Origin of the sequence: Leifsonia shinshuensis (genome assembly GCF_014217625.1) — a bacterium.
GTDB classification, from domain to species: Bacteria; Actinomycetota; Actinomycetes; order Actinomycetales; family Microbacteriaceae; genus Leifsonia; species Leifsonia shinshuensis_A.
The window spans coordinates 519,994-545,939 of record NZ_CP043641.1; the positions used below are offsets into that span (position 1 = coordinate 519,994).

Annotated in this window: 20 protein-coding genes; all 20 read left to right on the forward strand. The window is 70.8% G+C overall.

Annotated features, from left to right (window positions below; genetic code table 11):
* The first annotated feature begins 19 nt into the window (after window positions 1-19).
* The 20 genes from polA (at window position 20) to tpiA (ending at window position 25,904) form a co-directional block, all read left to right on the forward strand.
* Window positions 20-2,695, forward strand: coding sequence for a DNA polymerase I (gene polA / locus F1C12_RS02555; RefSeq protein WP_185277293.1), 2,676 nt, complete (start codon window positions 20-22; stop codon window positions 2,693-2,695).
* Window positions 2,696-2,763: 68 nt separating this feature from the next.
* Window positions 2,764-4,437 (forward strand): DUF885 domain-containing protein, encoded by a 1,674-nt coding sequence (locus F1C12_RS02560; protein ID WP_185277294.1) that lies wholly within the window; start codon window positions 2,764-2,766, stop codon window positions 4,435-4,437.
* 40 nt (window positions 4,438-4,477) lie between these two features.
* Window positions 4,478-5,125, forward strand: coding sequence for a DUF4166 domain-containing protein (locus tag F1C12_RS02565; protein ID WP_185277295.1), 648 nt, complete (start codon window positions 4,478-4,480; stop codon window positions 5,123-5,125).
* A complete protein-coding gene (locus F1C12_RS02570; RefSeq protein ID WP_185277296.1) occupies window positions 5,126-6,109 on the forward strand; it encodes an epimerase in 984 nt (327 codons plus the stop codon). It begins immediately after the preceding gene.
* Between the two features lie 107 nt (window positions 6,110-6,216).
* Window positions 6,217-7,659 carry a 30S ribosomal protein S1 gene (gene rpsA, locus F1C12_RS02575; RefSeq protein WP_185277297.1) on the forward strand — a complete coding sequence of 481 codons (1,443 nt, stop codon included), beginning with the start codon at window positions 6,217-6,219 and terminating at the stop codon, window positions 7,657-7,659.
* Window positions 7,660-7,767: 108 nt separating this feature from the next.
* The gene (gene coaE, locus F1C12_RS02580; RefSeq protein WP_185277298.1) at window positions 7,768-8,364 is read left to right on the forward strand and encodes a dephospho-CoA kinase; all 597 of its coding nucleotides are present in this window, start codon (window positions 7,768-7,770) and stop codon (window positions 8,362-8,364) included.
* A 74-nt stretch (window positions 8,365-8,438) separates the two neighbouring features.
* The gene (uvrB, locus tag F1C12_RS02585) at window positions 8,439-10,505 is read left to right on the forward strand and encodes an excinuclease ABC subunit UvrB (RefSeq protein WP_185277299.1); all 2,067 of its coding nucleotides are present in this window, start codon (window positions 8,439-8,441) and stop codon (window positions 10,503-10,505) included.
* Window positions 10,506-10,599: 94 nt separating this feature from the next.
* Complete coding sequence (locus tag F1C12_RS02590; protein WP_258046083.1) at window positions 10,600-11,331, forward strand: DUF4129 domain-containing protein; 732 nt, start codon at window positions 10,600-10,602, stop codon at window positions 11,329-11,331.
* Window positions 11,328-11,870, forward strand: coding sequence for a hypothetical protein (locus F1C12_RS02595; protein WP_185277300.1), 543 nt, complete (start codon window positions 11,328-11,330; stop codon window positions 11,868-11,870). Before F1C12_RS02590 ends, F1C12_RS02595 begins: the two co-directional genes overlap by 4 nt.
* The gene (locus tag F1C12_RS02600) at window positions 11,867-12,919 is read left to right on the forward strand and encodes an AAA family ATPase (protein WP_185277301.1); all 1,053 of its coding nucleotides are present in this window, start codon (window positions 11,867-11,869) and stop codon (window positions 12,917-12,919) included. The genes F1C12_RS02595 and F1C12_RS02600 overlap by 4 nt, the downstream gene beginning before the upstream one ends.
* Before the next feature lie 37 nt (window positions 12,920-12,956).
* Window positions 12,957-14,285 carry a DUF58 domain-containing protein gene (locus tag F1C12_RS02605; protein WP_258046084.1) on the forward strand — a complete coding sequence of 443 codons (1,329 nt, stop codon included), beginning with the start codon at window positions 12,957-12,959 and terminating at the stop codon, window positions 14,283-14,285.
* Window positions 14,282-14,866, forward strand: coding sequence for a hypothetical protein (locus F1C12_RS02610; protein ID WP_185277302.1), 585 nt, complete (start codon window positions 14,282-14,284; stop codon window positions 14,864-14,866). Before F1C12_RS02605 ends, F1C12_RS02610 begins: the two co-directional genes overlap by 4 nt.
* A gap of 179 nt (window positions 14,867-15,045) precedes the next feature.
* Window positions 15,046-17,985 (forward strand): excinuclease ABC subunit UvrA, encoded by a 2,940-nt coding sequence (gene uvrA / locus F1C12_RS02615; protein WP_374939548.1) that lies wholly within the window; start codon window positions 15,046-15,048, stop codon window positions 17,983-17,985.
* A 9-nt stretch (window positions 17,986-17,994) separates the two neighbouring features.
* Window positions 17,995-19,992: an excinuclease ABC subunit UvrC gene (uvrC, locus tag F1C12_RS02620; protein ID WP_185277303.1), complete on the forward strand. Its 1,998-nt coding sequence runs from the start codon at window positions 17,995-17,997 to the stop codon at window positions 19,990-19,992.
* 170 nt (window positions 19,993-20,162) lie between these two features.
* Window positions 20,163-20,993 (forward strand): RNase adapter RapZ, encoded by an 831-nt coding sequence (rapZ, locus tag F1C12_RS02625; protein WP_374939571.1) that lies wholly within the window; start codon window positions 20,163-20,165, stop codon window positions 20,991-20,993.
* A gap of 57 nt (window positions 20,994-21,050) precedes the next feature.
* The gene (whiA, locus tag F1C12_RS02630) at window positions 21,051-22,031 is read left to right on the forward strand and encodes a DNA-binding protein WhiA (RefSeq protein WP_185277305.1); all 981 of its coding nucleotides are present in this window, start codon (window positions 21,051-21,053) and stop codon (window positions 22,029-22,031) included.
* A gap of 115 nt (window positions 22,032-22,146) precedes the next feature.
* A complete protein-coding gene (locus F1C12_RS02635; protein WP_185277306.1) occupies window positions 22,147-22,773 on the forward strand; it encodes a superoxide dismutase in 627 nt (208 codons plus the stop codon).
* Window positions 22,774-22,875: 102 nt separating this feature from the next.
* A complete protein-coding gene (gene gap, locus F1C12_RS02640) occupies window positions 22,876-23,880 on the forward strand; it encodes a type I glyceraldehyde-3-phosphate dehydrogenase (RefSeq protein ID WP_185277307.1) in 1,005 nt (334 codons plus the stop codon).
* Between the two features lie 15 nt (window positions 23,881-23,895).
* Window positions 23,896-25,113, forward strand: a complete 1,218-nt coding sequence (locus F1C12_RS02645) for a phosphoglycerate kinase (protein WP_185277308.1) — start codon at window positions 23,896-23,898, stop codon at window positions 25,111-25,113.
* Entirely contained in the window at window positions 25,101-25,904 is an 804-nt protein-coding gene (gene tpiA, locus F1C12_RS02650) for a triose-phosphate isomerase (RefSeq protein ID WP_185277309.1), read from the forward strand. Before F1C12_RS02645 ends, tpiA begins: the two co-directional genes overlap by 13 nt.
* Window positions 25,905-25,946: the final 42 nt, after the last annotated feature.

A 25,946-nucleotide genomic window follows, 5' to 3' on the forward strand; every position in this document is an offset into this window, starting at 1 on the left:
CCCCTTGTAGGCTTGCCTGGTGTCAGACTCCGAAAAGCCTACCCTTCTGATCATCGACGGCCATTCGCTGGCATTCCGGGCCTTCTACGCCCTCCCCGTCGACAGTTTCGTGAACCGCGAGGGTCAGCACACCAACGGCATCCACGGCTTCATCGCGATGCTGATCAACCTGCTCCAGCAGCAGCGCCCGACCCACCTCGCGGTCGCCTTCGACATCTCCCGCTACTCGTTCCGCACCCGCGAGTACCCGGAGTACAAGGGCACCCGCAACGAGACCCCCTCCGAGTTCGTGGGGCAGATCCCGCTGCTGCAGGAGGCCCTGCACGCGATGAACATCACCACCATCGCCAAGGAGGACTTCGAGGCCGACGACATCCTCGCCACCCTCGCCCGCCAGGGCAGGGAGCAGGGCTACCGCGTCCTCCTCGTCTCCGGCGACCGCGACACCATCCAGCTCGTCAACGACGACGTCACGCTGCTCTACCCGAACGTGCGCGGCGTCTCCGAGCTCAAGGTCTACGACCCCGCCGCCGTGCGCGAGCGCTACGGCGTCGAGCCCCACCAGTACCCGGAGATCGCGGCGCTCGTCGGCGAGACCAGCGACAACCTGATCGGCATCGACAAGGTCGGCGAGAAGACCGCGGTCAAGTGGGTGCAGCAGTACGGCACCGTCGAGAACATCGTCGCCCACGCCGACGAGATCAAGGGCGTCGTCGGGCAGAACCTGCGCGACCAGCAGGAGAACGCCCTCCGCAACCGCCGGCTCAACAGGCTGCTGGACGACGTCGAGCTGGAGGTCGCGCCCGCCGACCTGGAGCGCAAGCCGCTCAACGAGAACGCGGTGCGCGACATCTTCGCCCGCCTCCAGTTCAAGACCCTGCTCGACCGGCTGATGAAGGCCGCCTCTGAAGACGGCACCCTCGCCGGCGCGGGCGGCACCGCGCCCTCCGAAGGCGACGCCGGCGCGGTCAGCGCCCCGCTGGTCCGCACGCTCGTGGACGAGGAGCTCGCCAACTGGCTGCAGAAGGCCTCCGCCGACGGCACGGCGGTCGCCGTCCAGCTGGAGACCGGCCCCGCCGGCATCACCGGCTTCGGCCTGGCCGCCGCCGATGACACGGTCTACGTCCCGTGGGCCGCCGGCCGTCCCGACTACACCGCGCTGGAGGAGTGGCTCGCGAGCAGCGCGCCCAAGTACTTCTTCCACGCCAAACCGCAGTTCAAGGCGCTGAGCCGCGCCGGCTTCGTGGTCGACGGCCTCGCGTTCGACACCCGCATCGCCTCCTGGCTGGTCCGGCCGGGCGCCGCCCCGCAGTCGCTGGCCGAGCAGGTCTACGAGGTGCTGGGCGAGACCCTGCCGGTCTCCGACCCCAACCAGCTCGTGCCGCTGAACGACGCGGTCAGCCCGGCAACCGAGGCCTGGTACATCCGCCGCGTCGCCGAGGGCCAGATGATCGCCCTCGACGCCGGCACCCGTGCGGTGCTCGACGACATCGAGCTGCCGCTGGTCGCAGTGCTCGCCGAGATGGAGCTCGACGGCGTCTCGATCGACACCGAGGTGCTGCGCCGCCTGCGCGGCCAGCTCACCGACAAGGCCAACGACTACGCCGCCCGCGCCTACGCGGAGGTCGGCCACGAGCTCAACCTCGGCTCGCCCAAGCAGCTCCAGCAGGTGCTGTTCGAGGAGCTCGGGATGCCGAAGACCCGCTCCACCAAGACCGGCTACTCCACCGACGCCCAGTCGCTGGCCGACCTCCAGGAGAGCAACCCGCACCCGTTCCTCGACCTGCTGCTGCAGCACCGCGACGCGACCAAGCTGAAGCAGATCGTGGAGACGCTGGAGCGCTCGATCACCGTGGACGACCGCATCCACACCACGTACGACCAGACCGGCACCAGCACGGGCCGGATCTCGTCCAACGACCCCAACCTCCAGAACATCCCGATCCGCACCGAGGAGGGCCGCGAGATCCGCTCGGCGTTCCGCAGCGCGCCCGAGTACGAGACGCTGCTGACCGCCGACTACTCGCAGATCGAGATGCGCATCATGGCGCACCTCTCCGAGGACCCGGGACTGATCGAGGCGTTCAACGCGGGGGAGGACCTGCACCGCTTCGTCGGCGCGCGCGTCTTCGGCGTCGCTCCGGAGGACGTCACCCCGCTCATGCGCACGAAGGTCAAGGCGATGTCGTACGGCCTCGCCTACGGCCTCAGCCCGTTCGGCCTGTCCAAGCAGCTCCGCATCGAGACGAAGGAGGCGCGCGACCTGATGGCCGGCTACTTCGAGCGCTTCGGCGCGGTGCGCGACTACCTGCGCAGCGTCGTGGAGATCGCCCGGGTCGACGGCTACACCGAGACGATCTTCGGCCGCCGCCGCCCGTTCGCCGACCTGACCTCCACCAACCGGGTGCTGCGCGAGAACGCCGAGCGGCAGGCGCTCAACGCGCCCATCCAGGGCTCGGCCGCCGACATCATGAAGATCGCCATGCTCGGCATCGCGGGCGACCTGATCGACCAGCAGCTGAACTCGCGGATGCTCCTGCAGGTGCACGACGAGCTCATCTTCGAGGTCGCGCCCGGCGAGTGGGACGCCCTAGAGTCGGTCGTCCGCACCCGGATGGCCGGCGCCGCCGACCTCCGCGTGCCGCTCGACGTGCAGATCGGCCGCGGGCCGAACTGGGAGGCCGCCGCGCACTGATCGGGTTCGACGCGCTGAGGTCCGACAGCCCTTGACCGGCGGCTCCACCGCCTCGATAGGCTCGGGTCATGACGAACGCAGAGAAGCGCGAACCGACTCCGATCGACACGATCGCTGAGGAGTGGGTCGACACCCAGTTGGAGCTCCACCCCGAGTACCACGTCTGGCTCGGCCGCCCCGGCCGCGAGGGCGAGTACTCGGACTACTCGCCGGCCGGCGCCGAGCAGGCGGTCGGCAAGGTGCGGGAGGCGCTGGCCAAGATCCAGGCCGCCGAGCCGGTGGACGACATCGACCGGGTCACCAAGATGGACCTGTCCCGCGAGCTCGAGCTCACCATCGAGAAGCACGAGGCGGGCTTCAACCAGCGCGACCTCAACGTGATCGCCTCGCCGGCCCAGGAGCTGCGCGACATCTTCGACCTCGTCCCCACCGACACCGAGGAGGACTGGGCCAACGTCGCGAAGCGGCTGCACAACCTCCCCGCCGCGATGGACGGCTACATCGAGACGCTGCGCAGCGGCATCGCGAACGGCAACGTCCCGGCCATCCGCCAGGTGCGCGAGGTGCTCGCGCAGGCCAACAAGCAGGTCGCCGGCACCGGCTTCTTCTTCGACTTCACCGGCTCGGCCCGCCCGCTCGACGGCGAGCTGCCTGCGTCGCTGAAGGCCGACCTGGCCGAGGGCGCCAAGGAGTCGGCCGCGGCCTACGCCACGCTCGCCGCGTTCCTGCAGGACGAGCTGGCCGCTCACGCGCCGGAGAAGGACGCGGTCGGTCGCGAGCTGTACGCGCTGGCCTCCCGCGACTTCCTCGGCGCGACCGTCGACCTGGACGAGACGTACGAGTGGGGCATCGAGGAGCTCGCGCGCATGGTCGCCGAGCAGGAGTCGATCGCGAACGAGATCAAGCCGGGCGCGACCGTCCACGAGGCCATCGCGTTCCTGGACGGCGACGCCTCCCGCAAGCTGCACGGCACCGCCGCTCTGCAGCGCTGGATGCAGGAGACCAGCGACCGCGCGATCGAGGAGCTCGGCAAGACGCACTTCGACATCCCCGCCGAGATCCGCCGGCTGGAGTGCATGATCGCCCCCACGCAGGAGGGCGGCATCTACTACACGGGCCCGAGCGACGACTTCGCGCGCGCCGGCCGGATGTGGTGGAGCGTCCCGGAGGGCGTCACCGAGTTCGACACCTGGCGCGAGCTGACGACCGTCTACCACGAGGGCGTCCCCGGCCACCACCTCCAGATCGCGCAGGCCACCTACAACAAGGCGCAGCTGAACTCCTGGCGCCGCATCGCCGGCACCTCGGGCCACGCCGAGGGCTGGGCGCTCTACGCGGAGCGCCTGATGGAGCAGCTCGGCTACCTGGACGATCCGGCCGACCGGCTCGGGATGCTCGACGGTCAGCGGATGCGCGCGGCGCGCGTGGTCCTCGACATCGGGGTGCACCTGGAGAAGCAGCTCCCGGACGGCTCCGGGCCGTGGACCGGCGAGTACGCCTTCGGCTTCCTCGCCGACAACGTCAACATGAACGAGGGCTTCGTCCGGTTCGAGGTGAACCGCTACCTCGGCTGGCCCGGCCAGGCGCCGTCGTACAAGATCGGCCAGCGGATCTGGGAGCAGCTCCGCGACGAGTACGCGCGCCGCGAGGGGGCCGCGTTCGACATCAAGGCGTTCCACAAGAAGGCGCTCGACATCGGCGGCGTCGGCCTGGACACGCTGAAGTCAGCGCTGCTGGACTGAGCGTCCCGGTCCGACCATCGACGCAGAGCGCGCAGTCGCGATGACCTCACCGTTCCGGGCCGTGCTCGGCCCGGCGTTCGAGGAGCTTCATCCGCGGCTGCGCGCCTACTTCGACGCCATCCCGCCCGGGTCGACCGGCAGCGGCCGGGGCGTGTTCGACACCGTCGGCACGCCCCGGCGCTGGCTGTGGCCGGCGCTGGCGGTATTCGCCCGGGCGCACGTGATGTTCCCGGTCTGGGAGCGTGCGGTCCCGTTCGCGGTCGAGAACCTGCCGGCGGTGTCGGCCGACGGCGGCCCGGCGGTGCGCGCGGTGCGGCGGTTCGAGCTCCGGGGACGCGTGCTCGAGATGCGCGACGAGATCGGGGTGGACGGCTGGATGATCGTGGACCGGCTGGGCTCGCCGGTCCTCGCCGAGGCCTCGTTCTCCGCCCGCGTGATCGACGGCGGCCTCCGGCTGACCTCCCGCCGGGTCGCACTCCGGATCGGCGGGGTGCGGGTCGCGATCCCACGCGCGGTCGCCCCGGTGGTCGCCCTCACCGAGCGGTACGACGACGAGCGCGACGCGCAGGCGGTCTCCATCGTGGTCCGCGTCCCGCTCATCGGTAGGGTGTACCAGTACGCGGGGACGTTCCGATACCAGGTCGGGCGCCGCGGTTCCGGCGGTGACAACGCCACAACGGGGGAGTGAGTGAGCGAGCGCATCGTCATCGCCGGCGCGTCCGGTTTCATCGGACGCTACCTGGCGGAGCACTACCGCGCCCAGGGCGCGACGGTCCTGCTGGTCGGGCGCGACGGCGCCGACGCCCGCTGGGGCGACGCCGAGGCGCTGCGCCGGGTCGTCACCGGCGCGGACGTCCTGATCAACCTCGCGGGCAAGAGCGTGAACTGCCGGTACGGCGATGCGAACCGCGCCGAGATCTTCCGCTCCCGGCTGGAGACCACGCGGGCGCTGCGGGAGGCCGTCGCCGCCTCCGACGCGCCGCCGCCGGTCTGGTTCAACGCCTCCACCGCGACCATCTACCGGCACGCCGAAGACCGGCCGATGACGGAGTCCACCGGCGAGCTCGGCACCGGCTTCTCGGTGAACGTGGCGCGCGCCTGGGAGGCCGAGTTCTTCGCGGGCGAGCTGCCCGGCACGCGACGCGTCGCGCTGCGCATGGCGATCGTGCTCGGCGACGGCTCCGCACTCATCCCGCTCATCCGCCTGACGCGCTTCGGCCTCGGCGGCCCGCAGCTCGACGGCCGCTGGTTCGCGACGACCGCGCGCCGCAACGCCGGCACCTTCCACGAGTTCCGCGCCCGCGGCGGCCGGCAGCGGTTCAGTTGGGTGCACATCGCGGACGTGCTCGGGTCGATCGAGTTCCTGCGCGCCCATCCCGAGCTGGACGGCCCGGTCAACATCGCCGCGCCCAACCCGTCGGACAACCGCACGCTGATGGCGATCCTGCGCCGCGTGCTCCGCGTCCCGGCCGGCCTCCCGGCGTTCCGGTGGATGCTGGAGGTCGGCACCGCCGTCATCCGCACGGAGACCGAACTGGTGCTGAAGAGCCGCTGGGTGGTGCCGGAGCGGCTGCTCTCCGCGGGCTACGCGTTCGCCTTCCCGGACCTGGAGCCCGCCCTCCGCGACATCGTCGCCGCGCGCGAGTTGCCCCTTCCGCAGACCAGTCGGTAGACTAGACCGTCACTTGTGTGACATCCACATCCGCCTGCCGTTCGCGGAAGACACCCAACAAGGTTCGCGCTCGGCCTGATTTATGTCCATAACGGAGCATCCACTACATGACAACCGCAACGACCGACAAGGCACCGAAGCAGGTCGCAGTCAACGACATCGGTTCTGCTGAAGACTTTCTTGCCGCGGTCGAAAAGACGCTGAAGTTCTTCAACGACGGAGACCTCATCGAGGGCACCGTCGTCAAGATCGACCGCGACGAGGTCCTCCTCGACGTCGGCTACAAGACCGAGGGTGTCATCCCCTCGCGCGAGCTTTCCATCAAGCACGACGTCGACCCCAGCGAGGTCGTCGAGGTCGGCGACACCGTCGAGGCGCTCGTTCTCCAGAAGGAGGACAAGGAAGGTCGCCTCATCCTGTCCAAGAAGCGTGCGCAGTACGAGCGCGCGTGGGGCGACGTGGAGAAGATCAAGGAAGCCGACGGCGTCGTGACCGGTACGGTCATCGAGGTCGTCAAGGGCGGTCTGATCGTCGACATCGGCCTCCGCGGCTTCCTGCCGGCGTCGCTCATCGAGCTGCGCCGCGTCCGCGACCTGACCCCGTACCTGGGCCAGGAGATCGAGGCGAAGATCCTCGAGCTCGACAAGAACCGCAACAACGTGGTCCTGTCGCGCCGCGCGCTGCTGGAGCAGACCCAGTCGGAGTCCCGCACCACGTTCCTCAACAACCTGCACAAGGGCCAGGTCCGCAAGGGCGTCGTGTCCTCGATCGTCAACTTCGGCGCGTTCGTCGACCTGGGCGGCGTGGACGGCCTCGTGCACGTCTCCGAGCTCTCGTGGAAGCACATCGAGCACGCCTCCGAGGTCGTCGAGGTCGGCCAGGAGGTCACCGTCGAGATCCTCGAGGTCGACCTGGACCGCGAGCGCGTCTCGCTGTCGCTCAAGGCGACCCAGGAGGACCCGTGGCAGGTCTTCGCCCGCACCCACGCGATCGGTCAGGTCGCGCCGGGCAAGGTCACGAAGCTGGTTCCGTTCGGTGCCTTCGTCCGCGTCGCGGACGGCATCGAGGGCCTGGTGCACATCTCCGAGCTCTCCGGCAAGCACGTCGAGCTCGCGGAGCAGGTCGTGTCGGTCGGCGAAGAGGTCTTCGTCAAGGTCATCGACATCGACCTGGAGCGCCGCCGCATCTCGCTGTCGCTCAAGCAGGCGAACGAGGGCGTGGACCCCGAAGGCACCGAGTTCGACCCGGCCCTCTACGGCATGGTCACCGAGTACGACGAGCAGGGGAACTACAAGTACCCCGAGGGCTTCGACCCGGAGACCAACGAGTGGAAGGAAGGCTTCGAGACCCAGCGGGACGAGTGGGAGCAGCAGTACGCCGCTGCCCAGGCTCGTTGGGAGGCGCACAAGCGCCAGGTCGCGAAGGGCATCGAGGAGGCGGCCGCCGACAGCGGTTCCTCGTCCTACTCGAGCGAGACCGGCTCCGGCGGCACCCTGGCCGACGACGAGTCGCTCGCCGCTCTGCGCGAGAAGCTCAGCTCCAACAACTGAGACACGTCTCATCCGCGAACGGCCGGTCCCCTCGGGGGCCGGCCGTTCCGGCGTTAACGTCCCCCGCGGGTCGCGGGAGGCCGCACCGTTCGCAATAGGCTGGACCCCGTGCAGCTCATCGGACTGACCGGCGGCATCGCCTCCGGCAAATCGACCATCGCCTCCCGTCTCGCCGAGCTCGGCGCCGTGGTCGTGGACGCCGACCGCATCGCCCGGGAGGTGGTCGAGCCCGGCACGCCGGCGCTGGCCGAGATCGCCGAGACGTTCGGCTCCGGCGTGATCGCCGCCGACGGCAGCCTCGACCGGCCGGCGCTGGGCGCGATCGTGTTCGGCGACGCGGACGCCCTCCAGAAGCTGAACGGGATCACCCACCCGGCCGTGCTCGCCGCGTCGACCGCCCGGTTCGAGGCGGCGGCTGCTGCCGATCCCGCGGCGATCGTCGTCTACGACGTCCCGCTGCTGGTCGAGTCGGCTAACGAGTACCCGTTCGACCTCGTCGTCGTCGCGCACGCCGACGCCGCGACGCGGATCGACCGGCTGGTGCGGCTGCGCGGGATGGACCGGGCGGAGGCCGAGCGCCGGATCGGCTCGCAGGCCTCCGACGAGGAACGGCTCGCGGTGGCGGATGTCGTGATCGACACCGACGGCACGCTCGACCGCACGCGCGAGCAGGTGGACGAGCTCTGGGAGAGCCTGCGGTCCTGAGCGGACGCGGAGGCCGCGTTCCGCTCTGAGCGAGAGCGGGCCGCGATGTCGGTGGTCCTTCCTAGACTGGACTCATGCAAGCCACGCGACTCGTCCGCCCGTTCGAGGTCGTCAGCGAATACGCGCCCAGCGGCGACCAGCCCAAGGCCATCGCCGAACTCGCAGGCCGCATCAACGCTGGTGAGACGGATGTTGTCCTCCTCGGCGCGACCGGCACGGGCAAGTCCGCGACCACGGCCTGGCTGGTCGAGCAGGTGCAGCGCCCGACGCTCGTCCTCGCCCACAACAAGACCCTCGCCGCCCAGCTGGCCAACGAGTTCCGCGAGCTGCTGCCCAACAACGCCGTCGAGTACTTCGTCTCGTACTACGACTACTACCAGCCCGAGGCCTACGTCCCGCAGACGGACACCTTCATCGAGAAGGACTCCTCGGTCAACGCCGAGGTCGAGCGGCTGCGGCACTCCACCACCAACTCGCTGCTGAGCCGGCGCGACGTGGTCGTGGTCTCCACCGTCTCCTGCATCTACGGCCTCGGCGCTGCGGAGGAGTACCTGGAGGCGATGGTCGCGCTCCAGGTCGGCCAGAACGTCGGCCGCGACGCCCTCATCCGCCGATTCGTCGCCATGCAGTACGAGCGCAACGACGTCGACTTCTCCCGTGGCAAGTTCCGGGTCCGCGGCGACACGATCGAGATCATCCCCATGTACGAGGAGCACGCGGTCCGCGTCGAGCTGTTCGGCGACGAGATCGAGGCGCTGTACTCGCTGCACCCGCTCACCGGCGAGGTGCTGCAGAAGATGGACGCAGTGTCCGTCTTCCCGGCGACGCACTACGCCGCGAGCCCGGCGACCATGCAGCGCGCGATCGGCACCATCCAGGAGGAGCTGCGCGAGCGGCTGCAGGAGCTGGAACGCGAGGGCAAGCTGCTGGAGGCGCAGCGGCTGCGGATGCGCACCCAGTTCGACCTGGAGATGATGGAGCAGATCGGCTTCTGCTCCGGCATCGAGAACTACTCGCGGCACATCGACGGCCGTCTGCCGGGTGAGGCGCCGAACTGCCTGCTCGACTACTTCCCGGACGACTTCCTCGTGGTCATCGACGAGTCGCACGTGACCGTGCCGCAGATCGGCGCCATGTACGAGGGCGACGCGTCCCGCAAGCGCACGCTGGTGGAGCACGGCTTCCGCCTGCCCAGCGCGCTCGACAACCGGCCGCTGCGCTGGAACGAGTTCAAGGACCGCGTCGGCCAGACGGTGTACCTGTCAGCGACGCCCGGCCAGTACGAGATGGGCGTCGCGGACGGCGTGGTCGAGCAGATCATCCGCCCGACCGGCCTGGTCGACCCGCAGATCGTGGTCAAGCCGACCAAGGGCCAGATCGACGACCTGCTCGAGGAGATCCGCGTCCGCGTCGAGCGCGATGAGCGCATCCTCGTCACCACGCTGACCAAGAAGATGGCGGAGGAGCTGACAGACTTCCTCGCGGAGGCGGGCGTGAAGGTCCGCTACCTGCACTCGGACGTCGACACCCTGCGCCGCGTGGAGCTGCTGACCGAGCTGCGCGCCGGTGTGTACGACGTGCTCGTCGGCATCAATCTGCTCCGCGAGGGCCTGGACCTGCCGGAGGTGTCGCTGGTCGCGATCCTCGACGCCGACAAGGAGGGCTTCCTCCGCTCGTCGACATCCCTCATCCAGACCATCGGCCGCGCCGCCCGCAACGTCTCCGGCGAGGTGCACATGTACGCGGACGTGCTGACGGACTCGATGAAGAACGCCATCGAGGAGACCGACCGCCGCCGCGAGCTGCAGATCGAGTACAACCGTGCCAACGGCATCGACCCCCAGCCGCTCCGCAAGCGCATCGCCGACATCACGGACGTGCTCGCCCGCGAGGAGGCCGACACGGCCCGCATGCTCGCCGGCCGCGAGCAGCGCCGCAAGAGCCCGACGCCGAACCTCCGCAACGGCGGCATCGCCGCCCAGGGCGCGGCCGAGCTGGAGTCGCTGATCGCCGATCTCAACGAGCAGATGCTCGCGGCGGCCGGCGAGCTGAAGTTCGAACTGGCGGCCCGGCTGCGCGACGAGCTGTCCGATCTGAAGCGGGACCTGCGGCAGATGGAGAAGGCGGGGCATCTGGGCTGAGTCGCGCGGCTGCGAGAGCCGACAGTCGCGCGCACAGCACCTCATCACCACGCACTTCCACGCACTTCCCCCAGCACAGCGCTACGGTGGCAGAGTGGGCTCGAAGGCGGCGCGTACGCGGCAGCGGTGGGGGATGGTCGCCGCCGCCGGGGCCTTACTCGCGCTCTCGGCCGCGGCGCTCGCCTTCCAGGGCGCTCCCGTCTTCACCGGAGTCCGGTTCTCTCTGCCGTCCGCCGACCTCCAGCCGCATCCGGGCGAGCAGCAGGTCACCGGCACGCCCGCCCCGCAGGACATCGCCCACGAGACCCGCATCGACCTGACCTGGGTGACGTACGCCGTCGTGATCCTGGTGATCGTGCTGCTGCTCGCCCTCCTGTGGCGCTATCTGCGGCGGAGGCTGCGCCCCGAGTTCCCCGGCGTCCGCGGCGACGTCGCGGGCTCGACCGAGGGCGCCGTCGCGCCCGACCCTCCCGAGCAGCCGCGGCCCGAGCGGGTCCGTCGGGGCCTCGACCGGGCCCTCGACCTGCTCGGCGAGGATCGCGAACCCCGCGACGCGATCGAGCGCGCCTGGCTCGGGCTGGAGGAGGGCGCGGCCGACAGCGGCGTCCACCGGCTGCCCGCCGAGACGCCGGGGGAGTTCGTGCGGCGCGTGCTCGCCCGGGTGGCGTCCGACCGGGCCGCCGCGCAGGGCCTGCTCGAGCTGTACCTGCGCGCACGCTTCAGTGAGGCGCCGGTGACGGCCGCGGACGTGGCCGAGGCGCGCACCGCGATCGAAGCGCTCCGTGCGTCGTGGGGCACAGCGGCGGCGGAAAGCATGCCCCGATGACCCGCGCCCGGATGATCCGCCGCGCCGTCGGCTGCGTGCTCGCCGCCGCCGTGATCGGCGTCGCGGCCTGGTTCTTCGGCATGGACGCGCCGCACGCCGTTGGGCTCGGGTTCGTCGTGTTCGCCCTCGGCGCCGTGCTGTCACTGCTGGGCGATCAGGCCGAGGTCGCCTGGCCGGTCCCGTCACCGCAGCCGCGGCCCGGCGCGCGCCGGGACGTCGTGCAACTCGGCTGGTCGCTCGGCGCCCGCGGTGGACGGGTGTCGCCGGAGGCCGTCCGCCGGCTGCGCCGCCTCGCCGCCGACGTGCTCGACCGGCACGGTGTGACGCTCGACGACCCGGCCGCCGCTCCGGTGGTCGCCGGGCTGCTGGGGGAGGAGACCGCGGCGATGCTCCGCAAGGGCAGCGCTGCGGCCCCGCGCCCGAAGGAGTTCGCGGCCTCGCTCGCCCGGCTGGAGGCGCTGGCGGCGCCCGACGCGCCTGACCGCCCCCACCCCGACCACGCCGACACCGCCATCGCAACCACGACAGGACCCGCATGACCCCGGACACCTCCACCTCAGCAGTCACCCCCGCGAACCTCCCCGCCACGGTCGGCGCCGACCCCGAGCCGCTCGCGGTCGCCGAGGTCGCGCGTCTCGGCGCCGAGGTGCTGAACCGGGTCGGGTCCGTCGTCGTCGGGATGCGCGAGCCCCTGCACATCGCGCTCGCCACCGTGCTCGCCGGCGGGCACGTGCTGTTCGAGGACGTCCCGGGGCTCGGCAAGACTCTCGCCGCCCGCAGCATCGCCAGCGCCGTCGGCCTCGACTTCCGGCGGCTGCAGTGCACGCCCGACCTGCTGCCCTCCGACATCACCGGCTCGTTCGTCTACGTTCCGTCGACGGCCGAGTTCGAGTTCCGTCCCGGGCCGGTGTTCACCGGGCTGTTCCTCGCCGACGAGATCAACCGGACCTCGCCGAAGACCCAGTCCGCGCTCCTGGAGGCCATGGCGGAGGGGCAGGTGTCCGTCGAGGGACGCAGTTTCGCGCTGCCGCGGCCCTTCCACGTGGTCGCGACGGCGAACCCCATCGAGTCGGAGGGCACGTACGCCCTCCCGGAGGCGCAGCTCGACCGGTTCATGGTGCGGCTCGGCGTCGGCTACCCGGACGCGGACGGCGAGACGGAGGTCCTGCTCGCCCGCGTCGCGCGCCGGCACGAGGTCGCGACGGTCGACCCGGTCATCGACGCCCGCACGCTGCTGGCGATGCAGGCGGGGGTCGAGCGGGTGGACGTCGACCCCGACATCGCCGCTTACTGCGTCCGCCTCGCCGCCGCCACCCGACGCCACCGCTCCGTGGAGGTCGGCGCCTCGCCGCGCGGGTCGCAGGGCCTCCTGCTGGTGGCCCGTGCGCTGGCGGTGCTCGCGGGCCGCGACTACGTCATCCCCGACGACGTCAAGCGCGTCGCCGTCCCGGTCCTCGCGCACCGGCTGACGCTCACCGTGCAGGCGTGGACCAGCGGCGTGAGCGCGTCGCAGGTGGTTCTGGAGGTCGTGTCCTCGGTCGCGGGACCGCCGGCGGTGGGGACGCGCGAGCGGGAGACGGCCGGCTGATGCGGTCGTGGTCGCGGGAGCGGACGGTGGCCGGCTGATGTCGCTCTGGTCCCGCGCGCGCATGCCCGGCCCGCGCGAGCGGACGGAGGCGCCGGCGGGTGGTTCGGGGTGGGCGCTGAGCCCGGGGGTGACCGCGGCCGCGATCGTCGCGGTCGTGTGCCTGGTCGCCGCGTTCGTGCTGTCCCGGGTGGAGCTCGTCCTCGTCGCGGCGCCGCTCCTGCTGGCGGCGGTGCTCGGCTGGTCGTCGCGGCCGGAGTCCGCGGCCTCCCGCACCCGCGCGACCATCGGCGGCGACGACCCGGACGGCCGCGTGCGCGTCGACGCCGTGGCCGAGGCGGAGGGGCGGGTGGACGGTGTGCACCTGCGGATCCACCGCGCCGACCGGGAGCCCGAGGACGCCGTGGTGACGCCCCGGGAGGCCGGCCGGCTGCGCTTCCACGTCGCGGTCTCGCACTCCGGCCCGCAGCGCATCCTGGCGCTCGCGGCGCGGGGGATCGGGCCCGACGCCGCGTGGACCGGCGACCCCGGCCTCCCCGCCGTCGCGGAGCGCGTGGTGCGGCCGGCGTCGCAGCGGCTCCGCAGCCTCCCGCTGCCCGCGCGGCTGCTCGGCCTGACCGGCGGCCACGTGTCCGCCCGGCCGGGCGACGGCGGCGAGTTCCGCGACATCGACCGCTTCCGTCCCGGCGACCGGCTCCGCCGCATCGACTGGAAGGCGACCGCCCGCCTCGCCCAGCGCCCCGGCGAGCTCTACGTGCGCCGGACCACCGCGACCTCCGACGCCGCGGTGCAGCTCGTCGTCGACGCGCGCGACGACGTGCCAGGGGCCGTCGCTGGCTGGGCGGCGCCGTACCCGCGGCCGGGGGCGACGTCGCTCGACCTGGCGCGGGAGGCCGCGGTCTCGCTGGCCGGCGCGTACGCCGCCGCGTCCGACCGGGTCGGTTTCGACGACCTGTCCGACGCCCGCCGCGCCCTGCCGCCGCGCGCCGGGTCGCGGCACCTGCACCGCGTCCTGCGGGCCGTCGAGCTGACGACCGCGCACGGCTCGGCGACCGAGCGTGCCCGGGCGCCGCGGCTGGCGCAGGGCGCTGTCGTCTTCGTGATGTCGACGTTCCTGGACGACCAGGCCATGCGCCTCGCGCTCACCTGGCGGGCGGCCGGGCACCGGGTGATCGTGGTGGATGTCCTGCCCCCGCGCAGCGTGGACGAGCTGCCTGCCCGCGAGCGCCTCGCCCTGCGCGTGGTGGACCTGGAGCGCGGGCTGCGGCTCGATCGGCTGCGGGCGGCCGGCGCGGAGCTGCTGGTATGGGCGTCGCCGGAGCGGGACGCGGTGCTGCGGCGGCTGGCGACGCCGGGGAGGCGGCCATGAGCGCTCCGGCAGACCGCGACGCCGCCGCGGGCACCGACCGCGCACGCCGTGTGGCATCCACGCCTGAACACCCCGCCCCACCCGCCCCCGACCTCGGCCGCACCGTCCCCGCCTGGTCGCTCCGCGTCGCCTTCGCCGTCGTGGCCGTCCCGCTCGCCGTCACCACCGCCCCCAGCGGCCCGTGGCCCGCCCTGGCCGTCCTCCTCACCGCGGTCGCCGTGGCCGTCCCGCGCTGGCGGGTCGCGTGGGTGCTGATCGGCGTGCTCGCGTTCTCCACCCTTCTCGAGCCGGGGACGCTGACCCTGCGCGTGCTCGCCGTGATCGCCGCGGTGCACGTGCTGCACGTGCTCGCGGCGTGGACGCTCGTCCTCCCCGCGGGCGCGCGGCTGCAGCCCGCGGTGCTGCTGCCGTCGCTGCGGCGGGTGGTCGTGATCCAGGTGCCGGTCCAGGCGGTCGCGATCGTCCTGCTGCTGGTCGCGCGGCCGTCCGCGGCGCCGTGGCTCGCGATGCTGTCGGGCGCCGCGATCGTGGGGCTCGTGGTCCTGCTGGCGGCGCTGCTGCTCGCCCGCCCGCGCGCGTGAGGACAGCGCCGGTCACGAATGTCGGTGGTCGGGCGTACGCTCGCGCGTGGTCGCACATCCCCTGTCCGGGTTGCTAGAATCGAACAAAGCTTCGAACTCGCCGACGGGGGTCTCCGACGGGCGCCGTGCCGGTGCGCGGAGGGCGAACACACGGGTGGGGCGACGGCGAATAGCGGAGAATGGAACGAGTGAGCACTCTGAGTAGCAGGAGTTCGGCAGGCAATCCGGGCAAGGTCGTCGGTTCGCACCTCAGCGTCCGCGGCGCGCGGGTGCACAACCTCCACAACGTCGACCTCGAGATCCCGCGCGACTCGCTGGTCGTCTTCACCGGCCTGTCCGGCTCGGGCAAGTCGTCGCTCGCGTTCGACACGATCTTCGCGGAGGGGCAGCGCCGGTACGTCGAGTCGCTGTCGGCCTACGCGCGGCAGTTCCTCGGGCAGGTCGACCGGCCCGACGTCGACTTCATCGAAGGCCTCAGCCCTGCGGTGTCGATCGACCAGAAGTCCACCAACCGCAACCCGCGGTCGACGGTCGGCACGATCACCGAGATCTACGACTACATGCGACTGCTCTGGGCGCGCATCGGCGTCCCGCACTGCCCGGTCTGCGGTGAGAAGATCCAGCGCCAGACGGTGCAGCAGATCGCCGACCAGCTCATGGAGCTCGAGACCGGCACGCGCTACATGGTCGTCAGCCCGGTCATCTCGCAGAAGAAGGGCGAGTTCGTCGACCTGTTCAAGGAGCTCGCCGCGAGCGGATACTCGCGCGCGCTCGTGGACGGCGAACAGATCCAGCTCAGCGAGCCGCCGACGCTCAAGAAGCAGTACAAGCACGACATCTCCGTCGTGGTCGACCGCCTGGTCGCCGGCCCCGACATCCTGGGCCGCCTCACCGACTCGCTGGAGACCGCGCTGCGGCTCACCGACGGCCTGGTGCAGGTCAACTTCGTCGACCGCGAGGGCCCTGAGGCGTGGCAGTCGTTCAGCGAGAAGCTGTCCTGCCCCAACGGCCACCCGATCCAGCTCACCGAGATCGAGCCGCGCACCTTCTCGTTCAACGCGCCGTTCGGCGCCTGCCCGGAGTGCTCCGGCCTCGGCACCCGCATGTCGGTGGACGAGGACCTGCTGCTCGGCGACGATGAGCTGAGCATCGCCGACGGCGTCATCGTCCCATGGACCACGCAGGGCAAGGGCCTCTTCAACTACTACGAGAAGCTGCTCGACGGCCTCGCGCGCGACCTCGGCTTCTCGCTGAAGACGCCGTGGAAGAAGCTGCCCCAGAACGTCAGGGAGGCCGTCCTCCGCGGCGACAACTTCGAGGTCAAGGTGCGGTGGAAGAACCGCTACGGCCGTGAGATGTCCTACACGTCCGGCTTCGAGGGCGTCGTGCCCTACATCGAGCGCCAGTACATGCAGGCCGAGACAGACACCCAGCGCGCCCGCTGGGCCGAGTACCTCCGCGAGGTGCCGTGCCCGGTCTGCCAGGGCAAGCGGCTGAAGCCCGAGGTGCTCTCGGTGCTCATCCACGGCGCGTCCATCGCGGACGCGTCGCTGCTGAGCCTGTCCGACGCCCGCGCGTTCATGGAGAAGCTGCACCTGACCGAGCGCGAGCAGAAGATCGGCGCGCAGGTGCTGCGCGAGATCAAGATCCGCCTCGACTTCCTCATCCAGGTCGGCCTCAGCTACCTCGACCTCGCCCGTGCCGCTGCGACGCTGTCCGGCGGCGAGGCGCAGCGCATCCGGCTGGCGACCCAGATCGGGTCGGGCCTCACCGGCGTGCTGTACGTGCTGGACGAGCCGAGCATCGGCCTGCACCAGCGCGACAACCGGCGTCTCATCGACACGCTCGTCGCGCTGCGCGACCTCGGCAACACGCTGATCGTGGTCGAGCACGACGAGGACACCATCCGCACCGCCGACTGGATCGTGGACATCGGCCCGGGCGCCGGCGTCAACGGCGGCCATGTGGTGCACTCCGGGTCGTACGACGAGCTGCTGGCCAACACCGAGTCGCTGACCGGCGACTATCTGGCCGGGCGGCGCGAGATCGTCATCCCGGAGAAGCGCCGCAAGGTCGACAAGAAGCGCGTGATCCGGGTGGTCGACGCGGAGGCCAACAACCTCAAGAAGGTGTCGGTCGACTTCCCGCTCGGCACGTTCGTGGCGGTCACCGGAGTCTCCGGCTCCGGCAAGTCGTCGCTGGTCAACGACATCCTCTACCGGGTGCTGGCCAACAAGCTCAACGGCGCCCGCAAGCTGCCGGGCAAGCACCGGACGGTGACGGGCCTGGAGAACCTGGACAAGGTGGTGCACGTCGACCAGGCGCCGATCGGGCGCACGCCGCGCTCCAACCCGGCGACCTACACGGGCGTCTTCGACCGCATCCGCAACCTGTTCGCCGAGACGCCGGAGGCCAAGGCCCGCGGCTACCTGCCCGGCCGGTTCAGCTTCAACGTCAAGGGCGGCCGCTGCGAGGCGTGCTCGGGCGACGGCACGATCAAGATCGAGATGAACTTCCTGCCCGACGTCTACGTCGCGTGCGAGGTCTGCGGGGGAGCGCGGTACAACCGCGACACCCTGACCGTGCACTACAAGGGCAAGAACATCGCCGAGGTGCTCGACATGCCGATCAGCGAGGCGGCGGAGTTCTTCCGGCCGATCGGGGCGATCCACCGCTACCTGCAGACGCTCGTGGACGTCGGCCTCGGCTACGTCCGGCTCGGCCAGAGCGCGACGACCCTGTCCGGCGGCGAGGCGCAGCGCGTCAAGCTCGCGACCGAGCTGCAGCGCCGGTCGAACGGCCGCAGCGTCTACGTGCTCGACGAGCCGACCACCGGTCTGCACTTCGAGGACGTCCGCAAGCTCCTGCTGGTGCTCAACGGCCTGCTCGACAAGGGCAACACGGTCATCGTCATCGAGCACAACCTCGACGTCATCAAGTCCGCCGACTGGATCATCGACATGGGTCCGGAGGGCGGCGCGGGCGGCGGGCAGGTCATCGCGACCGGCACACCGGAGCAGGTCGCCGAGACGCCGGGGAGCCACACGGGCTACTTCCTCAAGGAGATCCTCCAGGGGGAGGGCGCGCTCGGCAGCGAGCGTGTCCGCGGCGCCGCGTAGGATCACGCTGTGCAGAGTACGGACACGGTCGGCTACCGCCCCAAGGCCGGCGAGATCCCGACGCAGCCCGGCGTCTACCGGTTCCGCGACAAGAACCGGCGGGTGCTGTACGTCGGCAAGGCGAAGAACCTCCGCGCGCGGCTGAGCAACTACTTCCAGCCGCTGCGGAGCCTCCACGAGCGCACCCGCCGCATGGTGACCACGGCGGCGAGCGTCGAGTGGACGGTCGTCGCCAGCGAGTTCGAGGCGCTGCAGCTCGAGTACACCTGGATCAAGGAGTTCAACCCGCCGTTCAACGTGCAGTTCCGGGACGACAAGTCGTACCCGTACCTCGCGGTGACGCTGGGGGAGCGCATCCCGCGCGTCATGGTCACCCGCAACCGCAACCTCAAGGACGCGCGCTACTTCGGCCCGTACACGAAGGTCTGGGCGATCCGCGACACGGTCGACCTCATGCTCAAGGCCTTCCCGGTGCGCAGCTGCTCGGACGGCGTGTACCGCCGCGCCGAGCTCACCGGACGGCCGTGCCTGCTCGGCGACATCGGCAAGTGCGCGGCGCCCTGCGTCGGCCGGATCAGCCCCGAGGACCACCGGGAGCTCGCCGAGGACTTCGTCTCCTTCATGGCCGGCAACGACACGAAGTACATCCGCGACCTCACCGAGAAGATGAAGCAGGCGGCGAGCACCCTCGACTACGAGGCGGCCGCGCGGCACCGCGACGCCATCGGCGCGCTCGAGGCGGCGATGGGCAAGAGCGCCGTGGTCCTGCAGGACAACGTGGACCTCGACGCCTTCGGCATCGCCCAGGACGAGCTCGCGGCCGCGGTGCAGCAGTTCATCGTCCGCGGCGGCCGCATCCGCGGTGTGCGCTCCTGGGTGGTCGACAAGGAGCTCGACATCTCGCTCGGCGAGCTGGTCGAGACGGTGCTGCAGAACGCCTACGAGGGCGCGGACGCGCCGCCGCGCGAGATCATCGTGCCCGAGCTGCCGGAGGACGCCACCGAGCTGGAGCAGTGGCTGATGGCACGGCGGGTGGAGGCCGACGAGGCCGGACCCGTCCGCCGCGGCCCGAAGTCCACCGGCCGGGTCGAGCTGCGCGTCGCCCAGCGCGGCGACAAGGCCGCACTCGCCCAGACCGCGGAGATGAACGCGAAGAACGCGCTCATCCTCTACAAGACCAGGCGCAGCTCCGACTTCGTCGCGCGCTCGAAGGCCCTGAACGACATCCAGGACGCCCTCGGCATGGCCGACGCGCCGCTCCGGATGGAGTGCTTCGACGTCTCGCACCTCAGCGGCACCAACATCGTCGCCTCGATGGTCGTGTTCGAGGACGGCTTGCCCCGCAAGGACCAGTACCGCCGCTTCAGCATCCCGGAGTCCACCGACGACACCGAGTCGATCTACCAGGTCATCTCGCGCCGCCTGGCGTACCTGAAGGACGACGGGGCCGGCGAGCAGGACGAGGCGGTGGAGGCGCCGGACCCCGACGACCAGGGCCGGGACGGCGACGACCCCGAGATCGACGTCGACGCCGAGATCGCGGAGGCCGCGGAGCGCCGCCGCCGCAAGTTCTCGTACCCGCCGAACCTGCTCATCGTCGACGGCGGCCAGCCGCAGGTCGCCGCCGCGCAGAGGGCGCTGGACGAGTCCGGCGTCACCGGCATCCAGCTCGCGGGCATCGCCAAGCGCCTCGAGGAGCTCTGGCTGCCCGACTCCGACTTCCCGGTCATCCTGCCGCGCAACAGCGACGCGCTGTTCCTGGTGCAGCGCATCCGCGACGAAGCGCACCGCTTCGCGATCACCTACCAGCGGGCGCGGCGCAAGCGGGACATCTCGAGCGTGCTCGGGGAGATCCCCGGCCTCGGGCCGGCGCGCGTGAAGGAGCTGCTGAAGCACTTCGGCTCTGTCGCGCAGCTGCGCCAGGCGACGCCGGAGCAGATCGCCGAAGTGCGCGGGGTCGGGCCGGCGATCGCGGCCGCCGTCCACGAGCGCCTCGCCGCCGGCTGAGCGAACGCAACCCCTGAAGAGGGGTCCGCGCAGACGCGCACCGGACCGGAAACCGTCTCGCCCCGGCGGGTCAGTCGGTAGGCTGGTCGCACGCGGCCAGAGAAGGAGAGCACGTGGCGACCGACATCGACACGAACGGCGAGCAGCAGGAGGTGCTGATCGTCACCGGGATGTCGGGGGCGGGCCGGTCCACCGTCGCCAACGCCCTCGAAGACCTCGACTGGTACGTGGTCGACAACCTGCCGCCGCAGATGCTCCGGCCGCTGATCGAGCTGGCCAACAGGGCCGAGTCCGGGCTGCCGCGCATCGCCGCCGTGGTGGACGTGCGCGGCCGCAACTTCTTCGAAGACCTGCAGACGATGATCCAGAGCCTGCGCGAGGGCACGAAGGTGCGCGTGCTGTTCCTGGAGGCCTCCGACGCCGTGCTCGTCCGCCGCTTCGAGCAGGTGCGCCGGCCGCACCCGCTGCAGGGCAACGGCACCATCCTCGACGGCATCGACGCGGAGCGCGCGCGGCTGCGCGAGATCCGCGAGGCGAGCGACATCATCGTCGACACCACGGACCTGAACATCCACCAGCTCGCCACCAACATCACCGAGACCTTCGCAGCGGAGGACACCGCCGGCGTGCAGGTGACCGTCATGAGCTTCGGGTTCAAGTACGGCCTCCCGCCGGACGCCGACCTCGTCGCCGACGCGCGGTTCCTGCCCAACCCGTTCTGGAACCCCGAGCTGCGCCCGCACACCGGGCTCGACGAGATCGTCCGCGAGTACGTGCTCCAGCAGGACGGCGCCGAGGAGTTCATCGCCGGCTACGTCGCCGCGATGCGCCCGATCTTCGCCGGCTACCAGCGGGAGAACAAGCGGCACGCGATGATCGCGATAGGCTGCACGGGAGGGAAGCACCGGTCCGTCGCGATAGCCGAAGAGCTCGCGGCCCGGTTGAGGGGCTTCCCCGGCGTCGCGGTCAACACCAAGCACCGCGACCTGGGCCGTGAATGATGCCGGCCGCCCACTTCACGGCGTGACCCGCGCCGTCTTTCACAGTTAGGAATCCGATTGGCTCTCACCGCCGACGTCAAAGACGAGCTCACGAAGGTCGAAGTCAGCAAGACGACCGTCCGCGCCGCGGAGCTCGCGACCATCCTGCGGTTCTCCGGCGGCCTCCACCTGATCGGAGGCCGGATCGCGGTGGAGAGCGAGCTCGACACGCCCGAGCTCGCGCGCCGGGTCCGGAAGGACCTGGCCGAGCTGTACGGCGTCCGCAGCGACGTGTCGGTGATCTCGGCCTCCGGCGTCCGCCGCAGCAGCCAGTACCTGGTCCGCGTGCTGGAGGGCGGCGAGACGCTCGCGCGCCAGACCGGGCTGCTCGACGCCCGCCGGCGCCCGATCCGCGGCCTCCCGAACCGGCTCACCACGGGCTCCCGCGAAGAGCTCGCCGCCGTCTGGCGCGGCGCGTTCCTCGCGCACGGCTCGCTGACCGACCCGGGCCGTTCCGCGGCTCTGGAGGTCACCTGCCCGGGCAACGAGGCCGCCATGGCCCTCGTCGGCGCCGCCGGTCGCCTGGGTGTGTCCGCCAAGGCCCGCGAGGTGCGCGGCGTGCACCGCGTCGTCATCCGCGACGGCGAGGCGATCAGCGCGATGCTGGTGCAGATGGGCGCGGCCGAGACCGTCGCCAACTGGGAGGAGCTCCGCCAGCGCCGCGAGGTGCGCGCGACAGCGAACCGCCTGGTGAACTTCGACGACGCCAACCTGCGGCGCTCCGCCCAGGCCGCCGTCGCCGCCTGCGCCCGCGTCGAGCGCGCGCTGGAGATCCTCGGCCCCGACGTGCCGGAGCACCTGCGCTACGCCGGCGACCTGCGCCTGGCCCACCGTGACGCCAGCCTGGACGAGCTCGGCCACCACGCCGACCCGCCCATGACCAAGGACGCCGTCGCCGGCCGCATCCGCCGGCTTCTGGCTATGGCCGACAAGAAGGCCTCCGAGCTGGACATCCCCGGCACCGACGCCAACCTCCCCGCCGACCTGGATGAGGTGTAGTTTCCGGATGGGCGCGCGTCCGGGAAGGGTCCGGAGGCCGGGGGAGTTGCCCTCAGTAGACTGAAGAAGTCGCCCGAAATCGGGAATCGAAGAAGAACAACTGTGGAGATGAGTAATGGCTGACTACACGCTGCCTGACCTTCCGTACGACTACGCGGCCCTGGAGCCGAACATCAGCGGCCGGATCATGGAGCTGCACCACGACAAGCACCACAAGACCTACGTGGACGGCGCCAACACCGCCATCGCGAAGCTGGCGGAGGCGCGCGACGCCGACGACCTGACGTACGTCAACAAGCTGCAGAAGGACCTGGCGTTCAACCTCGCCGGCCACGTCAACCACACCGTCTTCTGGAACAACCTGTCCCCGGAGGGCGGCGACAAGCCGACCGGCGAGCTCGCCGCGGCGATCGACGAGTTCTTCGGCTCGTTCGACAAGTTCCGCGCCCACTTCACGGCGTCGGCGCTCGGCATCCAGGGCTCCGGCTGGTCGATCCTGGCGTGGGACTCGCTGGGCCAGAAGCTCATCATCGAGCAGCTCTACGACCACCAGGGCAACCTCGCGGCGGCCACCATCCCGCTGCTCATGCTCGACATGTGGGAGCACGCCTTCTACCTCGATTACGTGAATGTGAAGGCGGATTACGTCAAGGCGTTCTGGAACATCACGAACTGGGCGGACGTGGACGACCGCTTCGTGAAGGCACGCGAGAAGACCGCGGGTCTGCTGCTACTGTCATAGCGGGTGGGCGTCCCGGGAGGGAGCCCTCCCGGGACGCCGCCGTCCGCTGAAAACACCCACATGGCGCCGTCCGGCGCCCCATCCAAGCAACGGGAGACATCTGTGTCCGTAAAGATCGGAATCAACGGGTTCGGTCGCATTGGTCGCAACTACCTGCGCGCGGCCCTCGCCAAGGGCAGCGACCTCGAGATCGTCGCGGTGAACGACCTCACCGACAACAAGACGCTCGCCCACCTGCTCAAGTACGACTCGATCACGGGCCGCCTGGACGCGACGGTGGAGCTGGAGGGCGACAGCATCGTCGTCAACGGCAAGCCGATCAAGGTGCTCGAGGAGCGCGACCCGGCCAACCTCCCCTGGGGCGAGCTGGGCGTCGACATCGTCATCGAGTCGACCGGCCGCTTCACCAAGGCCGCCGACGCCAAGAAGCACATCGAGGCGGGCGCCAAGAAGGTCATCATCTCCGCTCCGGCCACCGACGAGGACGCCACGTTCGTCATCGGCGTGAACGAGCACCTGTACGACCCGGAGAACCACAACATCATCTCCAACGCGTCGTGCACCACCAACTGCCTCGCGCCGCTGGCCAAGGTCTTCAACGACGAGTTCGGCATCGAGCGCGGTCTGATGACCACGGTCCACGCCTACACCGCCGACCAGAACCTGCAGGACGGCCCGCACAGCGACCTCCGCCGCGCCCGCGCCGCCGCGATCAACATCGTGCCGACCTCGACCGGCGCCGCTAAGGCGATCGGCCTGGTCCTCCCGGAGCTGAAGGGCAAGCTCGACGGCTTCGCGCTGCGCGTGCCCGTCCCCACCGGCTCGATCACCGACCTGACCGTCACCGCCTCGCGCCCCGTCACCATCGACGAGGTCAAGGCCGCGTACAAGAAGGCCGCCGAGGGTCCGCTCAAGGGCATCCTCAAGTACACCGAGGACGAGATCGTCTCCTCCGACATCGTCTCCGACCCGCACTCGTCGATCTTCGACGCCGGGCTGGTGCGCATCATCGGCGACCAGGTCAAGCTCTCGAGCTGGTACGACAACGAGTGGGGCTACTCCAACCGTCTGGTCGACCTGACCGAGTACGTCGCCGAGCGTCTCTAAGGGCCGGGAACCGACGTGACGCTCCGCACTCTCGACTCACTCGGTTCGCTCGCGGGAAAACGCGTCGTCGTCCGCTGTGATCTGAACGTTCCTCTGCAGGACGGGAAGATCACGGACGACGGTCGCGTGCGAGCGTCGATTCCCACCCTGAACGCCCTGATCAATCAGGGCGCCAAGGTGGTCGTGATCTCCCATCTGGGCCGCCCCGACGGCGCGCCCGACTCGAAGTACAGCCTGGCCCCAGTGGCACAGCGGCTCTCGGAACTGCTGGGCAAGCCGGTGACCTTCGCGCAGGACACCGTCGGCGCGGGCGCCGAGGCCGCTGTCGCCGGCCTGAAGGACGGCGACGTCGCCCTGCTGGAGAACCTCCGGTTCAACCCGGGGGAGACCGCCAAGGACGAAGCCGAGCGCACGGCGTTCGCGGCCAAGCTCGCCGCGTTCGGCGACGCCTTCGTCTCGGACGGCTTCGGCGTGGTCCACCGCAAGCAGGCCAGCGTGTACGAGCTCGCGAAGGCGCTCCCGAGCGCAGCGGGCACGCTCATCGCGGCAGAGCTCGACGTGCTCGACCGGCTCACCGAGAACCCCGAGCGGCCGTATGCGGTCGTGCTCGGCGGCTCCAAGGTGTCCGACAAGCTCGGCGTGATCGGCCACCTGCTCCCGCGGGTCGACTCGCTGCTCATCGGCGGCGGCATGCTGTTCACCTTCCTCGCCGCGCTCGGCCACAAAGTGGGCTCCAGTCTGCTGGAGGCCGACCAGATCGACACGGTGAAGGGCTACCTGGCGAAGGCCGAGGAGCTCGGCGTCCAGATCGTGCTCCCGCGCGATGTGGTCGTCGCCTCGAAGTTCGGCGCGGACGCGGAGCACGTCGTGCGCCCGATCGACGCCATCGAGGACACGGACTGGGGCGCCTCGGGGCTCGGCCTCGACATCGGCCCGGAGACCGGCGAGCTGTTCTCGGAGTACATCCGCGTCGCCCGCACGGTGTTCTGGAACGGCCCGATGGGCGTGTTCGAGCTGGCGCCGTTCGCGGCGGGCACCAAGGCGATCGCGCAGGCGCTCACCGAGGTCGACGGCCTCGGCGTCGTCGGCGGGGGAGACTCCGCGGCCGCCGTGCGCGCGCTCGGCTTCTCCGACGATCAGTTCGGTCACATTTCTACCGGTGGCGGCGCGAGCCTCGAATTCCTCGAGGGCAAGCACCTGCCGGGTCTGGAGGTCCTGGGATGGCAGCAGTGAACGGTTCCGTGCGGCGCGTCCCGCTGATCGCGGGCAACTGGAAGATGAACCTCGACCACCTGCAGGCGATCGCGGTGGTGCAGAAGCTGGCATGGACGCTGAAGGACGCGGGGCACGACTACTCGGCCGTCGAGGTCGCCGTCTTCCCGCCGTTCACCGACCTGCGCAGCGTGCAGACGCTCGTTGCGGCCGACAAGCTGCCGATCGCCTTCGGCGGCCAGGACGTCTCCGAGCACGACTCGGGCGCGTACACCGGCGAGATCGCGGCGTCGTTCCTGGCGGCGCTGGAGTCGCGCTACGTGATCATCGGCCACTCGGAGCGGCGCACGCTGCACAACGAGAGCGACGAGCAGGTCGCGGCGAAGGTCGCGCAGGCGATCAAGAACAACATCGCCCCGATCATCTGCGTCGGTGAGACCGCGGAGGACCTGGAGACCCACGGCGCGAGCGCCGTCCCGGTCGCCCAGCTACGTGCCGCCCTGGCGTCCGTCGACTCGGCGGCCGACTTCGTCGTGGCGTACGAGCCGGTCTGGGCCATCGGGTCCGGGCAGGCGGCGACGCCGGAGCAGGCCGAGCAGGTCGCTGCGGCGCTCCGCGCGGTCATCGTCGAGCTGCTCGGCGAGGACGTCGCGGCCAAGACGCGCATCCTCTACGGCGGCTCGGTGAAGTCGGGCAACATCGCCGGCTTCATGCGCGAGCCGAACGTCGACGGCGCGCTCGTCGGCGGCGCGAGCCTGGACGTGGCCGAGTTCTCGGCCATCATCCGCTACCAGAAGCACGTCGGACTCTGACGGACCGCGAAGGCTCACCGTTTCGGCGGTGAGCCTTCGCGC

Excerpts from the sequence above, each read along its gene's own strand:
- F1C12_RS02605 (WP_258046084.1), top strand. The coding sequence starts at position 12,957 with ATGTCGCTCTGGTCCCGCGCGCGCATGCCCGGCCCGCGCGAGCGGACG.
- uvrA (WP_374939548.1), top strand. The coding sequence starts at position 15,046 with ATGGAACGAGTGAGCACTCTGAGTAGCAGGAGTTCGGCAGGCAATCCG.
- F1C12_RS02635 (WP_185277306.1), top strand. The coding sequence starts at position 22,147 with ATGGCTGACTACACGCTGCCTGACCTTCCGTACGACTACGCGGCCCTG.
- F1C12_RS02595 (WP_185277300.1), top strand. The coding sequence starts at position 11,328 with ATGACCCGCGCCCGGATGATCCGCCGCGCCGTCGGCTGCGTGCTCGCC.
- tpiA (WP_185277309.1), top strand. The coding sequence starts at position 25,101 with ATGGCAGCAGTGAACGGTTCCGTGCGGCGCGTCCCGCTGATCGCGGGC.
- F1C12_RS02560 (WP_185277294.1), top strand. The coding sequence starts at position 2,764 with ATGACGAACGCAGAGAAGCGCGAACCGACTCCGATCGACACGATCGCT.
- uvrB (WP_185277299.1), top strand. The coding sequence starts at position 8,439 with ATGCAAGCCACGCGACTCGTCCGCCCGTTCGAGGTCGTCAGCGAATAC.
- F1C12_RS02600 (WP_185277301.1), top strand. The coding sequence starts at position 11,867 with ATGACCCCGGACACCTCCACCTCAGCAGTCACCCCCGCGAACCTCCCC.
- F1C12_RS02565 (WP_185277295.1), top strand. The coding sequence starts at position 4,478 with ATGACCTCACCGTTCCGGGCCGTGCTCGGCCCGGCGTTCGAGGAGCTT.
- F1C12_RS02610 (WP_185277302.1), top strand. The coding sequence starts at position 14,282 with ATGAGCGCTCCGGCAGACCGCGACGCCGCCGCGGGCACCGACCGCGCA.
- rapZ (WP_374939571.1), top strand. The coding sequence starts at position 20,163 with ATGTCGGGGGCGGGCCGGTCCACCGTCGCCAACGCCCTCGAAGACCTC.
- rpsA (WP_185277297.1), top strand. The coding sequence starts at position 6,217 with ATGACAACCGCAACGACCGACAAGGCACCGAAGCAGGTCGCAGTCAAC.